We start from the raw sequence: 14900 nt of genomic DNA, 5'->3' as shown, positions 1-14900 counted from the left end.
GGCGCCAAGATCAGCGGTCTGCGTCTGCGAGCCTCAGCCTTGGTCTTGGGCGTCGATCGCGCCATTCTCGCGGTCAAGGGTGTTGTTCGGTTCAGTCCCATTTTTGGGAAAACACATTTTCTCGCCATCCCAGCGCTGACCGCACCAGCAATAGCCATCCTCATTGATGATGCACGTGCCCGTGCCACAGCATCTCTCATCTTGGGTCATGTACCACTCCTTTTTCATCAGCGCCGCTTGTGCAGCGTCGGATAACATCCATTGTCTCAGCTCCGTTCTTTGTTGGGGCACAGCCAAAGAAAAGCCACATGCACCACACCGCCTTGAACGTTTTGGGCACCGCCCTGATTCCTTGCTCCTATGATCCATTAACGGGCTACTTCAGGGACGGTTGCTGCCACACCGACGAGCACGACCAAGGCAGCCACGTTGTGTGTGCCAAAGTCACCCAAGCGTTTTTGGATTTCTCGCTGAGCCGAGGCAACGACCTCATCACACCCCGTCCCGAATTCAGGTTCGCCGGTTTGAAAGATGGTGATCGCTGGTGCCTGTGTGCTTTGCGCTGGAAAGAGGCCTTGAACGCTGGCGTTGCGCCTCCGGTCGTTTTGGAGTCAACACATGCGCGCGCCCTGGATTTCCTGACCTTGCACCAATTGCAGTCGTGTGCCTACGGAACGCGAGATGAACGATGACACACCGCCGGCACATGACGCTCATTTACCGTTTACGCCTGCACTGGAATCACCCACTTTGCGATCAAACACCAGATAATTGATGCATGCTGCAATACCAAACCATCCCCGTCACGCCCTTCCAGCAAAACTGCTCCTTGATCTGGGACGACCAGACGCGCCAGGCTGCGGTCATCGATCCGGGTGGCGATCTGCATGTGTTGCTGGGGGCCGTCAAACAACTGAACCTCAAGCTCGAACAAATCTGGATCACCCACGGCCACGTGGACCATGCGGCAGGCACAGCCGATCTGGCCGAGCAATTGCAGCTGCCCATCATCGGCCCGCACCCGGGTGACCAGTTCTGGATCGAAGGCCTCACACAGGCTGCGTCCATGTATGGCTTCCCGCCTGCTCGCGCGTTCAAGCCCACCCGCTGGCTTGCTGACGGCGACACCGTGACACTGGGCAGCCACACACTGCAAGTGCGCCACTGCCCTGGCCACACGCCTGGCCATGTGGTGTTTTATTCGCCAGACATCCAGCGCGCCTTTGTGGGCGATGTGCTGTTTGCCGGCAGCATCGGTCGCACCGACTTCCCGCAAGGCAACCACGAAGACCTGATCAACAGCATCACCCAGCGCCTGTGGCCCATGGGCGATGACACGGTGTTCATTCCAGGGCATGGACCAGAAAGCACATTCGGGCGCGAGCGCAAAAGCAACCCTTACGTGCGCGGCACCTGAAGCATGTGATGCGGGCATGGATCCCGGCTCGAAGGCCGGGATGACAAAGTCCTCACCCCACAACCATCCCGGGCTTGACCCGGGATCGCCCCCACCACTGTCATCCCAGGCTTGACCCGGGATCGCCCCCACCACTGTCATCCCAGGCTTGACCCGGGATCCATGTCTCGGACTTTAAAAAGCGTACAGTCAAGCCAACCCAGCGCCCCTTGAGTTTCGTCCGTGCGCTGTCACGATTGCGCTTCTGAACGCCACACAACCCGGCTACCTGACCAAACAACAAAGCATCCCCGTCGCAGGTGCAGATGACTTGATCATCCGCTCGCTGCTCGACAAAAACCAATTCCATGACCCGCTGGATGAGGCGCTCAACCTGGGCATTTCATCCGCCACTTGGCCCCTGTTTGGCTTGCTCTGGCCCTCCGGATCGCGCATGGCTGAGCGCATGGCGCTGCGCACGGTCACAGGCGAACGCATTCTGGAAATTGGCTGCGGCCTGGGCCTGACGAGTTTGGTGGCGCATCGGCGCGGCGCCAACATCACGGCCAGCGACTGCCATCCGCTGACCCATGCATTTCTTGACAACAACACCCGCCTGAACAACTTGGGGCCGATCGAATACCGCCACGGCTTGTGGGGCACCGCCGCTGTTCGCGACGACGGTATGCCGGTCCTCACGCAAGCACACGATGCCGCCTTGACGGGTCTGTTCGACCTGATCGTAGGCAGCGACATCCTGTACGAGCGTGACGACGAGGGGACACTGGCGCAGTTCATCGACGAACACGCCGCCGTCCGATCCGAGATATGGGTGGTCGACCCCAACCGGGGCAACCGCGCCGCGTTTCACAAGCACATGGCAAGGGTGGGCTTTGCCATGCACGAACAGGTGCTGGACCAGGCAGCGGACAAGGGTGTGGATGCTTATAAAGGGCGCATGCTGACTTACACACGATGAAGACATGGATCCCGGGGCAAGCCCGGGATGACAACGGTGGGGATGGTTCCCGGGTCACGCCCGGGATGACTGTGGAGATCGGGATGACAGTGGGATGACATTTCAGGGTTGTCACCTCGGACTTGATCCGGGGTCTATGCTTGAGCCACCACGCAGCGCACTTATTGAGCACTGACAAAACACACATATTGAGCCACCGCGCAGCGCAATTCTTGCGCCGGCTCCTCCTCACAAGCTCAGGTCGTAGCCAATCGTGATCGGCGCGTGGTCTGAAAACTTTTCGCCTTTGTATATGTGCTCGGTGCGGGCCTTCTCGGCCACCGCAGGCGTGGCCAAGTGGTAGTCGAGGCGCCAGCCCACGTTCTTGGCATAGGCTTGGCCGCGGTTGCTCCACCAGGTGTAGCAATCGTCGGTGGTCTCGGGCTTGAGGCGTCGGTACACGTCCACCACACCGCCTTCGGTGGTCAGCTTGGTCATCCAATTGCGCTCTTCGGGCAAGAAGCCGCTGTTCTTGAGGTTGCCCTTCCAGTTCTTCAAGTCGGCTTGCTGGTGGGCGATGTTCACGTCGCTGCAGACCACAAAATCGCGCTCGGCCTTGAGTGCCATCAGGTGCGGGTACATCTTGTCCAGAAAGCGGAACTTGGCTTCTTGCCGCTCGGGGCCGGACGAACCGCTGGGAAAGTACACGCTGATGACAGACAGCTTGCGGCTGGGCGTGTCAAAGCGCACTTCGGCGTAGCGGCCCTCGGCATCGAACTCATCGCCGTCAAAACCGATCACCACATCGCTGGGCTCGTGGCGGGTGTACACGCCCACGCCGGAATAGCCCTTTTTCTGGGCAAAGTGGAAATGGCCCTTCAATCCGGCCAATTCTTCAAACTTGCCCGCCACATCGGGAGCCTGGGCTTTGACCTCTTGCACGCAAATACAATCGGGGTTCTCTTGCGCCAGCCAGGCTTCGACCCCTTTGGTCGTGGCCGAACGGATGCCGTTGAGGTTGAGGCTGGTGATTTTGAACAAGGATTTCCCCATGGTGACAGGACAGGCAAGCAGCGCCGACACACAGGCGCTCGCTCAAGAATTTGTGCAGTTTGCAATCGAATCGGGCGTGCTGCGCTTTGGTGAATTCAAAACCAAAGCGGGCCGCATGAGCCCTTACTTCTTCAACGCCGGTCTGTTTGACGATGGCGCCAAGCTCAGCCGACTCGCGCAATTTTATGCAAAAGCCCTGCTGGCCAGCGGCATCGAGTTCGACATGATCTTTGGCCCTGCTTACAAAGGCATCCCGCTGGGCGCGGCCGTGGCCATCGAGCTGGCCCGTCTGGGCAAAAACGTGCCCTTTGCCTACAACCGCAAGGAAGCCAAAGACCACGGCGAAGGCGGCTCCCTGGTCGGCGCCCCACTCAAAGGCCGCGTGCTGATCGTGGACGACGTCATGAGCGCGGGCACCGCCGCCCGCGAATCGATTGCCCTGATCAAAGCCGCAGGCGCCACCCCCCACGCCATGGCGATTGCCCTGGACCGCCAGGAAATGGCCACCGAAAAACAGGCCGATGGCTCGGTGCAAGACGTGCCCCACAGCGCCGTGCAATACGTGCGCAATACCTTGGGCATGGGCGTGTGCTGCATCGCCCAGTTGTCGGACTTGCTGGCCTATTTGTCAGCGCAGGGCGGCAACGAAATGGGTCAACACCTGCCCAAAGTGCAGGCCTACCGCGACCGCTACGGCGTTTGAGCGCTCAGACGGCTCGCTCGGTCACAAGGCCTGCGCGGCTGGAGAACTGGACCAAGCTGTCCATGGCCTCCAGTTGCACGCGGGCGCTGCGCTGGCCATACACCTCGGCGCGCAGCCAGGTGCATTCGAAGGCCAGCAAGTCGTCAGAGGCCAGGCTGCACCACCAGACGCGGCCTTCGCCGTCCCAGCGGTAGCCGCGTGACTTGAGTTTGTCTTTGGCTTCAAACGGTGCACCGGTGGCCCGCAGTTTGTAGCGGGTCTGCCCTGCCCCATTCAGCAAACGTGACAAGCCGGTCTGGCCATCGGCCAAGGGCGATGACAAAACTTGCAAAAGCGCGTGACAGTCGACTTGGGCGCGGTGCGCGTCGTAGAACCAGCCGCGCTCGGAGGCCAAAAATTCGAGCTTGGCCGAGCCGCTGCCTTCTTTCTTCCAGTCGATGCCGGCAAAGGAGCAGTTCCAGGCTTTGCGCGCAAAGACGGGCCAGCGGACTTCGACAAAGGGGCGGTCAAAACCGGCGTTGTGCGCCACGATCAGGTCGGCTTGATCGACCAGGGCGGTGACCGCCGCGTCATCGATGCGCTGGCCTTGGACCATGCTGTCGTCGATGCCGGTGATCTCGGTGATTTGCGGCGGGATGGGTTTGCCGGGGTCTTCGAACGATTCGTAGAGGGTTACCGGGCCAACGGGCTGACCGGTGGCGCTGTCCACCAGCACGGACAGCATGGCCAGCTCGATCACTTTTTCGTTGCGCGCATCGAGGCCAGTGGTTTCGGTGTCGAGCACGATGACGCGCCGTGTTGTTTGGCCATTCAGCGGGCCATAGTCGGTGCGCGGCTGCAAGCGGCGCAGAACGCGAAAGTCGGGGTGCTGCGACAAGGTCTGCGCCATGGCTTCGACATCAGAGGCCTGCTCGGGTGCGCCGTGTGCCGGCAACACTGGCGGGGCATGTGCGGTCAAGGCCTCTGGCAGAGCGTGTGCGGCTGGGCTTAGACTGACCACCGCTGGGGCTGGCTGTGTCAATTCAGACAACGTCAAATCAGGCAATTTGACCGTTGGCACGGCGGTCCTGCCGGTCTTGGCTTTGACGGATTTGGCCGGGGCCGGTGCTGGCTCGGCCTCAAAGCCGAAAAAACTCATCTGGTCTGTTTTGCTCATAAGCCGAGATTAAACCGCAACGCCAAAGACAAGTCAGGGCTGAAGCCACCGACCTGCGCAAAACCACAAACTGGCCTGGCAGGTCGGCGGCTTCAGCCCCGACAGGTGTAACGTCCCAACTCAGTCCAGCTTGATGCCCAGGTCCACCGCCAGCTTGATCCAGACGGGCACTTCGCCCTCCCAGTCCTTGCGGGTGTCGGCCAGGTTTTTGGGCTTGTTGGGAATGGCGAAGGTTTCGCGCAGCTTGGCGGCTTTGTCGGTGTTGGACCAGGCCACGGCTTCGTCGGCCATGCGTTTGAGCACCGCCTCGGGCGTGCCTGCAGGGGCCACCAAGGGCAAGCCGCCTTCCAGCGTCACCAGCTTGTCGGTGTTGCCCTGCTCGGTCAAGGTGGGCACATCGGGCAGCTTGGGCGAGCGGTAGCTGCCGGTCACGCCGATGGCACGCACGCCGCGCGAGGCCATGGCGTTGAAGGCCTGAAAGCTGCCGACGGCAATTTGCGATTGGCCCGAAGCCACGTCCAGCCACATGGCGGCCTCGCCCTTGTAGTGCACCGACTGGATCTGCGTGCCCTGTTGGCGGTTGGTCTGGTCGGCCACCATGTGCGGGTAAGAGCCTGGCGCGTAAGTGCCCATGGAGGTGGGGTTCTTTTTGGCCCAGGCCACAAACTCGGCCATGTTCTTGGCGGGGATCTTGTCGTGGATGCCCACCACCAGCGGACCAGACGGGAAGACGGTCACAGGCGTCAAATCCTTGTCGAGGTTGTAGGGCAGCTTGGAGTAAAGAATGCGGTTTTGCCAGAAGGTGCCCGATGTGCTCATGACAAAGGTGTAGCCGTCCGCTGGCGCTTTGGCGGCTGCATCGATGCCGATGATGGCGCCTGCCCCGGGTTTGTTGTCAATGACCACCGGCACGCCCAGCTTGGTGGACAGGTATTCGCCGTAGTTGCGGGCGTAGGCATCGGTCAGGCCACCGGGGGGAAAGGCCACCACGATGCGGATGGGCTTGCTGGGCCACTTGGCGGCCTGGGCCCAGGCAGTGCCCACAGCGCTGCTGGCCGCAACGATGCTGACAGCCAAAGCTGCGGTCTGAAGAAGGTGGCGGCGGTCTGTGCGTGTGGTGTGGGTCATGGTTGCTTGCGGTGGTGAATGCCTTGCAGTCTAGGTGCGGCCCGTGCGGTTTTGAATTGGGGTTTCAACCCATGGCCCCCACGCGCTGGCCCAGGCTTCAAACGCAGATCCAAGGCCTGCATACAGTCCGTCAAGCTTTGTGCGACAATGGACGCCGTTGCAGCCTCCAGTTGCCGCAACATCAGCACTTCTGCTGGGGCCTGACCCAGGCAACGCTCAAAACAAGCGCCTGCGGTTTCCATGCCCACCTTAAGACTTATCGGCCAACACTGGTAACTGCCAAACGCAGTTGAATGAGCCGATACCTGCGCCGGACATGGCGCTCTGTGAAAAATGAACTTTGAAGAATTGAATTTGGCTCCGGCCATCATGCAAGCTGTGCGCGAGCTCGGCTACGAAACACCCACCCCCATTCAGGCACAAGCCATTCCGGCCGTGCTCGCAGGTCAAGACCTGTTGGCCGGTGCACAAACCGGCACCGGCAAAACGGCCGCCTTCACCCTGCCCATGCTGCACAAGCTGAGCCTGAGTGAGCCTGGCCAAAACCGCTTTGGTGGCAAAGCCATCCGCGCTTTGGTGCTGACCCCCACCCGCGAATTGGCCGCTCAGGTCGAAGAGTCGGTGCGCGACTACGGCAAATACCTCAAGCTCGACTCCACCGTGATTTTTGGTGGCGTGGGCATGAACCCGCAGATCAACAAGGTCAAGCGCGGCGTGGACATTCTGGTGGCCACACCCGGCCGTTTGCTCGACCTGCAAGGCCAGGGTTTCCTGGACCTGTCGACCATCGAAATCTTGGTGCTGGACGAAGCCGACCGCATGCTCGACATGGGCTTCATCCACGACGTGAAGAAGGTGCTGGCCCTGGTGCCCAAGGAAAAGCAGAGCTTGCTGTTCTCGGCCACCTTCAGCGATGAAATCCGCGAGCTGGCGAACAACCTGCTGAAGAACCCGCAAAGCATCCAGGTCACGCCCAGCAACACCACGGTGCAGCGCATCACGCAAGTGATCCACCCCGTGGGCCGCAACAAGAAAAAAGACGTGCTGCTGCACATCATCCAGAAGAACGACTGGAGCCAGGTGCTGGTGTTCACACGCACCAAGTTTGGCGCCAACAACGTGGCCGACTTCCTGACCAAAAATGGCGTGAAGGCCATGGCCCTGCACGGCAACAAGAGCCAGACCGCCCGCACGCAAGCGCTGGCCGGCTTCAAGAGCGGCGAGATCCGCGCTTTGGTGGCCACCGACATTGCGGCACGCGGCATCGACATCGAAGACTTGCCACACGTGGTGAACTATGAAATCCCGAACGTGTCGGAAGACTACGTGCACCGCATTGGCCGCACAGGCCGTGCGGGCGCCAGCGGCGAGGCCGTGAGCCTGGTCTGCCTGGACGAAGAAGGCTTCATGATGGACATCGAGCGCTTCACCAAGCAAGAGATTCCAGTGCAACTGCTCGAAGGCTATGGCCCCGAAGCCGGTGAAGTGGCCGAACCCATCGCCATGGGTCGCCAGACTCTGTGGGGCGGCGCAGGCAAGCCCCCAAGCCGCGATGTGATGGCTGCAGCCGCCAAGGCCGCACGCCAGGACATGATGCAACGCATCCGCGACAACAAAGCCCCCGGTGGCAGCTCCGGTGGCCAGCGTCAGCCACGCGCTGAAGGTCAGGGCCAGCCCCGTCCGTCACGCAATGGCCCAGCCCCCTCACGCCGCAATGGCCCACAAGGCGCACCGCGTTTTGAAGGCCAAGGCGACGGTCGCCGAGAAGGTGGTCGCGGTGATGGCGGTCGCGGTCAAGAGCAGCGCGGCGATCCGCGTTTTGACAACCGTGGCGATGGCCAAGGCCGTCCAGCACCACGTGGTCCGCGTCCTGAAGGCCGTGGCCCAGGTCGTGGTCCACAAGGCGGGGGGCAAGACCGTCGCAACCACGATGACGAGTTGCCACGCCACATCGACCCTTTGAAGACCACGCAGTTTGCGCGTCTGGACTTGCCCAACCGCAAGCCTGTGCGCACCAGCGGTCAACCTGACCCGACACGCACCAGCATCGACAGCCTGGCCAGCAGCGGTCGTCGCCATGGCGGCGGCGGCGGTGGTGGTTACGGCGGCGGCAATGGTGGTGGCAAAGGCGGCGGCGGCGGCGGCGGCGGCGGTGGCCGTGGCTTTGGCGGCGGCGGCGGTGGCAACCGCGGCGGCTTCGGTCGCTGATCGACACCCCTCATGAATGAGCCCGCAGATGAGGGCTCTTTTTTTTGGGCTCTCAGCCCATGCACACATGGATCCCGGGTCTTCGCCCGGGATGACATGCCGGACTTAGGAAATTGGCCATACCGGACTTGAGAAATTTGTCATACCGGACTTGCAGAATTTGTCATACCGGACTTGATCCGGTATCCAGGCTGTTCATGCACCCCGCGAAAAACCATGGATCCCGGGTCTTCGCCCGGGATGACATGCAGGTCCCGATGACGTACAGATGCGGACGACATGAGGGGTGCGTGCAGCGGCCCGCGCACCTGCACTTCAGTCGCGCACGAACAGGGTCACCAGCGGCTCGGGGCCGGCCTGGCGGCTCCAGTGGCCGTGGACGGTGGGGTCAAAGGTGGCGCCTTCGGGCAGGGTGTCGCCCGAATAGAAAAATTCGCCCGGACCAAAGATACGCGAGCTGCCGTCTTGCAAAAAGATTTCCATCTGACCGCTGAGCACGAACAACCATTGCGTGGCGCCGGTGCAGTGGAATGTGCTTTGAAAACCCACCGGGCTTTGACGCAATTGGTAGCCGCCGCTGGACATCAAGGCCGACAAGCGGCTTTGTGGCGTGCCTTCGGTGAGGTCAATACTGTCGTCGCGAAAGCGTGCGCGGCCATCGGTGTCGGTGAAGAGGATGACTTTTTTCAGTGTGCTCATGGCTTGCGTTTCAACAAAGAGAAGAGGCCCCGATTGTCGCCGAGTCAACAGGCTGAATCTGCCCCTCTGTCATAGTCGGGGCCTTCATCCTCACGCTTGGCGCATGCCCCAAAGCGGCCACCACCTCCACCAGCACACATGAACACCTCTGCTTTGAAAATCGTCTTCCACGGTCAGAACGCGGCCAACTTCCGCCAGGGCTTTGAAAGCCTGATCGCACCCGAACACCAGGTGCTGGACCTGAGCGATGCACTCGACCAAGCCGATGAACGCGCACATTACGAAACTGCCGATGTGGTGATCGGCATCCAACTCAACGCCGACATGCCCCAGCCGCTCAAGGCCCGACTGTTTCATGCGCCTGCTGCGGGCACCGATGCGGTCAACACCGCGCTCTTGCCCGCGCACTGCACGCTGGCCAATTGCTTTGGCCACGAAAACGCGATCGCCGAGTACGTGATCGCCGCGCTGCTGATGCGCCATGTGCCACTGGCGCAGGCCGACCACGATTTGCGCCAGCAACGCTGGACTTATTGGGCCGGTCGCCCCACGGCTTTGCGCACCGAGTTGGGTTCGCAGACTTTGGGCCTGGTGGGTTTTGGCCACATCGCACAGACGGTGGCCCAACGCGCCAAGGCCATGGGCATGCGCGTGCATGTGGCCAACCGCAGCCCCATCAATCATCCGGTGGTGGACCGCAGCTGGACGCTGGATGGCTTGCACGATTTCATGGGCACCTGCGATGCGGTGGTGGTCAGCCTGCCTTTGACCGAGAACACACAGGGCCTGGTCGATGCGCGGGCGATCGCGGCCATGCGCCCCGATGCGCTGCTGCTGAACGTGGGACGCGGCGCGGTGATCGATGAAAAGGCTTTGTACGAAGCCCTGAAGGCCCGCCAGATTGGCGGCGCGGTGATCGACACCTGGTACCAGTACCCCACGCCCACGCAAGCAGAACGCGCACCTTCGCAGTTTGATTTCGCATCGCTGGACAACGTGTTGATGACACCCCACATGTCGGGCTGGACCTCGGGCACGGTGCGCCGCCGTCAGGAAACTTTGGCCGACAACATCGGGCGTTTGAGCCGGGGCGAGGATCTGGTCAATGTGCTGAAGGCGGGCAGCGTTTGAAGCTGGACAGGACCGGGAAGGCATGGATCCCGGGTCAAGCCCGGGATGACATCTTGTGCGCAGTCAGTGATGACATTTTGCCAGGCGGACGTGATGAACGATGCACGGATCCAGGATCGGAGCCGCAATGAAAGTGCTGTGTCACCGCGGGCTTGACCCGGGGTCCATGTCTTTGTGCACACGCAGTTGGTGGCTTCGGCGCAGGCCCATGTCGGGGCTCAAGTCGGCGGCCTTCAAATACTTCTTTTGTCACCCCGGGCTTGACCCGGGGTCCATCTCCCGAATACTCAGCTGCTTTGCCGCTGCACGATTTCAAAGCCCAGGTCGAGCTGCGGCGCAGCGGGCGCCTCGCTTCGCATCAAGCTCAGCAACATGTGCGCGGCCGCCTCGCCGATTTGGGCGCGCGGTGTGCGCACCGTGGTGAGCGTGGGCAGCATCTGGTCGCTGCCGGTCAGGTCGTTGAAGCCTGCGATGGCCACTTGTGAGGGCACCGCAATGCCCAGGCGCAGCGCGGCCATGAGGGCGCCTTGCGCCAAGTCGTCGTTGCAAAAGAAGATCGCGTCCACCGCTGGACGCTGCTGCATGATTTGCTCGAACAAGATGCCACCCAAGGCCAGCGATGAGGGGGCGGGGTTCAAAAATTCCAGCGTGGGTTCGTAAACACCGGCCTCTTGCAAGGCACTGCGCCAGCCGTACAGGCGCTGCATCACACGCGGGTCGAGCTGCGCAGCGGCAAAAGCGATGCGCTTGCGGCCGGTCTGCAACAAATGCCGCGTCATGGCGGCGCCTGCATCGGTCTGACGAAAGCCCACGCAATACGGGGCGTCATCGCGGTCTGTAGCAGGAAGATCCATCAGGTGCACGCAGGGCACCTGGCTGCTCTCCATGAGTTTGCGGGTCGCCGGGTTGTGGTCAAGCCCCGTGACCAAAAGGCCTGCGGGACGGTGCAGCAGTTGTTCGCGCAGCAGCTGTTCTTCTTCGCTGGCGTCGTAGTGGGTCACGCCCATCAGGGTTTGGTAGCCGCCTGCACGCAGGGTTTTCTGGGCCGCGTCGAGCAGGTCCACAAACAGGGCGTTGGACAGCAGCGGGATCAGGATGGCCACGTGGTTGCTGCGCTGCGAAGCCAAGGCGCGTGCGGCTGGGTCGGGCACATAACCGAGCTTGGCCGACACGGCCTGCACGCGTTCGATCAGGGCCGGGTCTACGGCCCTTTCGCCCCGCAAGGCACGGGACACGGTGCTGGGGCTGACCCCTGCGGCGCGGGCCACATCGCTCAGCGTGATGCGGCCAGTGGCACGGTGGCTTTTGGGCGCCTTGGGAAGTGAATCAGAAGCGTTGGGCAAGGGTTAATCCGGAGAAAAATTCGGTGCGTCAGTCGATAGGATAGCGCTATCCCAAAGTTTGGGGCGAAGTTTTGAATTTTTCGTGGAAAACCCTGATTCACGAAGCCAACGCTAAAATCTTCGTTCTCGCTTTTTTTTGAATTCATTGGACAGCGCTGTCCAAGACTCGTTTTTCGACTGGAGTGATTGAAGTGTCCAAACCCGAAGTGCTGGCCGTGGCCAAACTCCACCCTTTCTATCAAAAAGCGCTGGAATCGGTCTACACGGTGCACGACCGCACCCACATCACCGACCCCGCTGCTTTTGCCGCACTGGCCCCGCGCATCGTGGGCGTGGCAGGCACGGGTGAGGCCAGCGTGCCGCGCAGCCTGCTGGCGCAAGTGCCCAACGCCAAGGTGGTGTCGGTGTTCGGCGTGGGTTATGACGGTGTGGATGTGGCCGCCGCCATCGAGCACGGCATTCCCGTGACCCACACACCCGATGTGCTGACCGACGATGTGGCCGATCTGGCCATGGGCCTGGTGCTGTCGGTGGGCCGCACCATCCCGCAAGCCGACCAGTTTGTGCGCGCAGGCCAGTGGCCCAGTGGCCCCATGCCCTTGGCCCGCAAAGTCTCTGGCGCACGCCTGGGCATCGTGGGCCTGGGCCGCATCGGCAAAGCCATTGCCAAGCGCGCCAGCGGCTTTGGCATGTCGATCGCCTACACCGCACGCAGCGAAAAGGCCGACTCTGGTTTCCAATTCTTCCCCACTGCAGCTGAGCTGGCCGCGAACGTGGATTTCCTGGTGGTCATCACGCCCGGCGGCGCAGGCACCAAACACCTGATCAACGCCGAAGTCCTCAAGGCGCTGGGTGCGCGGGGCTTCCTGATCAACGTGGCGCGTGGCAGCGTGGTCGATGAAGAGGCGCTGATCGCTGCGCTGCAAAACGGCACCATCGCAGGCGCAGGCCTCGATGTGTTTGCCAACGAGCCGAACGTGCCCGAAGCACTGTGGAGCATGCGCAACGTGGTGCTGACACCGCACATGGCCAGCGCCACCCATGAGACCCGCCAAGCCATGGCCGATCTGGCTTTTGCCAACATGCAGGCCGGTACATCGGGCCAAGCTCTGAGCACGCCCGTGCCCGAGTGCATGGCGATGGTGAAGTGATTCCCAGTCCCACGACATGAGCACAACGCCAATGCGCCTGATCGTCATGGGGGTCTCCGGTTGCGGCAAGTCGACCCTGGCCGCCGCCCTGGGCCAGCGCCTGGGTCTGCAGATGGTGGACGGCGACGACCTGCACCTGGCGGAAAGCGTGGCCAAGATGCGCGCGGGCATTGCCCTGCAAGACGCCGACCGCTGGCCCTGGCTGGACCGCATTGGCGACTACCTGGCGCAAGCCGAGGCGCCGGGCCGCGTGGTCGCTTGCTCGGCGCTCAAGCGCGTCTACCGCGACCGCATCCGTGCGCAAGCGGGCGATGTGTGCTTTGTTTTCCTGGACGGCGACTTTGAGCTGATCGACCAACGCATGCGCCAGCGCGTGGGCCACTACATGCAAGCGGGCTTGCTGGACAGCCAGTTCCGCACCCTCGAAAAACCCCAGGCCGATGAGACCGATGTCATCCGCCTGCCCATCACCGAACCAGTGCAAGACATGGTCGCGCAGGCGCTGGCCGCATTGCAGGCCAGAACGTCTTCGCGCCTGCACCCTGCCCTCTGATTTTTAAAGGACCCTTCATGTTCATCCGCTGTGCATTCTTCCAAGGCAACGTCAAACCCGGCATGGAAGACGCTTTCAACCGCTACATCCGCGAAAAGCTGGTGCCCTTGTGGACGCGCTTTCCCGGCGCACAAGAAGTGCGTGTGTTGCGCCAAGTCGAGAGCGACGTGAATGACCCGCACTTTGGCATGGTGCTGTCGGTGCGCTACCCCAGCCGCGAGTCGATCGAGATCGCGCTGGCTTCCGCCGTGCGCATGGAAAGCCGCGAGGTGTCCAAGGATTTGATCGCCATGTTCGATGGCACTGTGTTTCACACCGTCTTCAGCGCTCAGGAGTTCGCGCTGCCCACCGATTGATTTTTTTCGACCGTTCTATTAACCAGGAGACAAAACCATGAAACTTTCCCGCATCCTTCTCGCCTGCCTCGTGGCTGCCGTCGGCTCCAGCGCTTACGCCGCCAAGTTCAACCTGAAAATGGGCCACGCGGTCAACGCCACCGACGGCCAGCACGCCGCCGCCCTGAAGCTGGCCGAACTGGTCAAGCAGCGCACCAACGGTGATGTGGAAATCACCGTGTTCCCGGCCAACCAACTGGGCAATGACGCGGCCATGATCAACGGCACACGCGGCGGCACGATTGACATCGTCTCCAGCGGCGCCTCCAACTTCAACGGCATCGTGCCCAACACCGCAGCGATGGAATTGCCCTTTGTGTTCCGCAATGCGCAACACGCCTACACCGTGCTGGATGGCGCCGTGGGCACGGGCGTGCTCAACGAGTTGGCTCCGCACGGCCTCAAAGGTCTGGCTTACTGGGAAAACGGCTGGCGCGCTTTCACCAACAACAAGCGCCCCGTCAACAAGCCCGAAGACCTCAAGGGCTTGAAGATCCGCTCCACACCCAACCCGTACCACATCCAGGCGTTCAAGCTGCTGGGCATGAACCCTTCGCCCATGCCGATTGCCGAGCTGTACACCGCTTTGGAAACTGGCACCTTTGACGCGCAAGAGCACCCGATCAACGTGACCTGGTCGTCCAAGTTCTACGAAGTTCAAAAGCACCTGACGGTGAGCAACCACGTTTACTCGCCGCTGGTCGTGGCGATGAACAAAGCCAAGTTCGACAGCCTGCCTGCCAACTACCAAAAAGTGGTGGTGGATGCCGCACGCGAAGCGGCCACTTACCAGCGTGGCTTGAACGCGTCCAACGCAGGCAAGGTGATTGCAGAGCTCAAAAAATCGGGCATGCAAGTGATCGAGAACGTGGACATGGCCCCGTTCCAGAAGATCGTGTCGGCTGAAATCGCCAAGACCTTCGGCGAGAAGAGCGGCACCGCTTTGCTCAAGGCCATCGAAGACACCAAGTGATGGTTTGAGAGACATCACGCCCCCTCTTTGGAGGGGGCTTTTTTGCGAATGAC

16 protein-coding genes are annotated in these 14900 nt (G+C 61.7%); 10 read left to right on the top strand and 6 right to left on the bottom strand.

The features are described from left to right. Positions 1–33: 33 nt before the first annotated feature. Positions 34–258 carry a hypothetical protein gene (locus B9Z43_RS09880; protein WP_108324970.1) on the bottom strand — a complete coding sequence of 75 codons (225 nt, stop codon included), beginning with the start codon at positions 256–258 and terminating at the stop codon, positions 34–36. A gap of 50 nt (positions 259–308) precedes the next feature. Here B9Z43_RS09880 and B9Z43_RS09875 point away from each other — a divergent pair, with 50 nt between their 5' ends. The 3 genes from B9Z43_RS09875 (at position 309) to B9Z43_RS09865 (ending at position 2375) form a co-directional block, all read left to right on the top strand. Next, positions 309–692 (top strand): DUF2237 family protein, encoded by a 384-nt coding sequence (locus B9Z43_RS09875; protein WP_108324967.1) that lies wholly within the window; start codon positions 309–311, stop codon positions 690–692. Between the two features lie 86 nt (positions 693–778). After that, positions 779–1417: an MBL fold metallo-hydrolase gene (locus tag B9Z43_RS09870; protein WP_108324965.1), complete on the top strand. Its 639-nt coding sequence runs from the start codon at positions 779–781 to the stop codon at positions 1415–1417. Between the two features lie 310 nt (positions 1418–1727). After that, complete coding sequence (locus B9Z43_RS09865) at positions 1728–2375, top strand: SAM-dependent methyltransferase (RefSeq protein ID WP_233250077.1); 648 nt, start codon at positions 1728–1730, stop codon at positions 2373–2375. A gap of 228 nt (positions 2376–2603) precedes the next feature. On the opposite strand, the gene B9Z43_RS09860 is transcribed toward B9Z43_RS09865, so the two are convergent. Beyond that, complete coding sequence (locus B9Z43_RS09860; RefSeq protein ID WP_108325552.1) at positions 2604–3395, bottom strand: exodeoxyribonuclease III; 792 nt, start codon at positions 3393–3395, stop codon at positions 2604–2606. Positions 3396–3405: 10 nt separating this feature from the next. Here B9Z43_RS09860 and pyrE point away from each other — a divergent pair, with 10 nt between their 5' ends. After that, positions 3406–4110 (top strand): orotate phosphoribosyltransferase, encoded by a 705-nt coding sequence (pyrE, locus tag B9Z43_RS09855; RefSeq protein ID WP_108324961.1) that lies wholly within the window; start codon positions 3406–3408, stop codon positions 4108–4110. Positions 4111–4114: 4 nt separating this feature from the next. On the opposite strand, the gene B9Z43_RS09850 is transcribed toward pyrE, so the two are convergent. Next, the gene (locus B9Z43_RS09850) at positions 4115–5266 is read right to left on the bottom strand and encodes a 3'-5' exonuclease (protein ID WP_108324958.1); all 1152 of its coding nucleotides are present in this window, start codon (positions 5264–5266) and stop codon (positions 4115–4117) included. Positions 5267–5386: 120 nt separating this feature from the next. After that, a complete protein-coding gene (locus B9Z43_RS09845; protein WP_108324956.1) occupies positions 5387–6394 on the bottom strand; it encodes a tripartite tricarboxylate transporter substrate binding protein in 1008 nt (335 codons plus the stop codon). Positions 6395–6727: 333 nt separating this feature from the next. Between B9Z43_RS09845 and B9Z43_RS09835 the strand changes: the two genes are divergently transcribed. Further along, positions 6728–8602 carry a DEAD/DEAH box helicase gene (locus B9Z43_RS09835; RefSeq protein ID WP_108324952.1) on the top strand — a complete coding sequence of 625 codons (1875 nt, stop codon included), beginning with the start codon at positions 6728–6730 and terminating at the stop codon, positions 8600–8602. A gap of 315 nt (positions 8603–8917) precedes the next feature. On the opposite strand, the gene B9Z43_RS09830 is transcribed toward B9Z43_RS09835, so the two are convergent. Next, positions 8918–9301 carry a cupin domain-containing protein gene (locus B9Z43_RS09830; RefSeq protein WP_108324950.1) on the bottom strand — a complete coding sequence of 128 codons (384 nt, stop codon included), beginning with the start codon at positions 9299–9301 and terminating at the stop codon, positions 8918–8920. A gap of 138 nt (positions 9302–9439) precedes the next feature. Here B9Z43_RS09830 and B9Z43_RS09825 point away from each other — a divergent pair, with 138 nt between their 5' ends. Then, positions 9440–10432, top strand: coding sequence for a 2-hydroxyacid dehydrogenase (locus tag B9Z43_RS09825; RefSeq protein ID WP_108324948.1), 993 nt, complete (start codon positions 9440–9442; stop codon positions 10430–10432). A 287-nt stretch (positions 10433–10719) separates the two neighbouring features. Here the strand turns inward: B9Z43_RS09825 and B9Z43_RS09820 are convergent, their stop codons facing one another. Continuing rightward, positions 10720–11775, bottom strand: coding sequence for a LacI family DNA-binding transcriptional regulator (locus tag B9Z43_RS09820; RefSeq protein WP_108324946.1), 1056 nt, complete (start codon positions 11773–11775; stop codon positions 10720–10722). Positions 11776–11966: 191 nt separating this feature from the next. Here B9Z43_RS09820 and B9Z43_RS09815 point away from each other — a divergent pair, with 191 nt between their 5' ends. Genes B9Z43_RS09815 through B9Z43_RS09800 form a run of 4 tightly spaced genes read left to right on the top strand, consistent with a single transcriptional unit; the run spans position 11967 to position 14847 of the window. Then, positions 11967–12926, top strand: a complete 960-nt coding sequence (locus tag B9Z43_RS09815; protein WP_108325550.1) for a 2-hydroxyacid dehydrogenase — start codon at positions 11967–11969, stop codon at positions 12924–12926. A gap of 16 nt (positions 12927–12942) precedes the next feature. Continuing rightward, positions 12943–13479 (top strand): gluconokinase, encoded by a 537-nt coding sequence (locus tag B9Z43_RS09810; protein ID WP_108324944.1) that lies wholly within the window; start codon positions 12943–12945, stop codon positions 13477–13479. A 17-nt stretch (positions 13480–13496) separates the two neighbouring features. Beyond that, positions 13497–13835, top strand: coding sequence for a hypothetical protein (locus B9Z43_RS09805; protein WP_108324942.1), 339 nt, complete (start codon positions 13497–13499; stop codon positions 13833–13835). A 37-nt stretch (positions 13836–13872) separates the two neighbouring features. After that, a complete protein-coding gene (locus B9Z43_RS09800) occupies positions 13873–14847 on the top strand; it encodes a TRAP transporter substrate-binding protein (RefSeq protein WP_108324940.1) in 975 nt (324 codons plus the stop codon). The last annotated feature ends 53 nt before the right edge of the window (positions 14848–14900 follow it).

Source organism: Limnohabitans sp. MMS-10A-192, assembly GCF_003063335.1.
GTDB lineage: Bacteria > Pseudomonadota > Gammaproteobacteria > Burkholderiales > Burkholderiaceae_C > Limnohabitans_A.
Note: the sequence above shows the minus strand (reverse complement) of the source record. Positions and strands in the feature narration are given on the sequence as shown.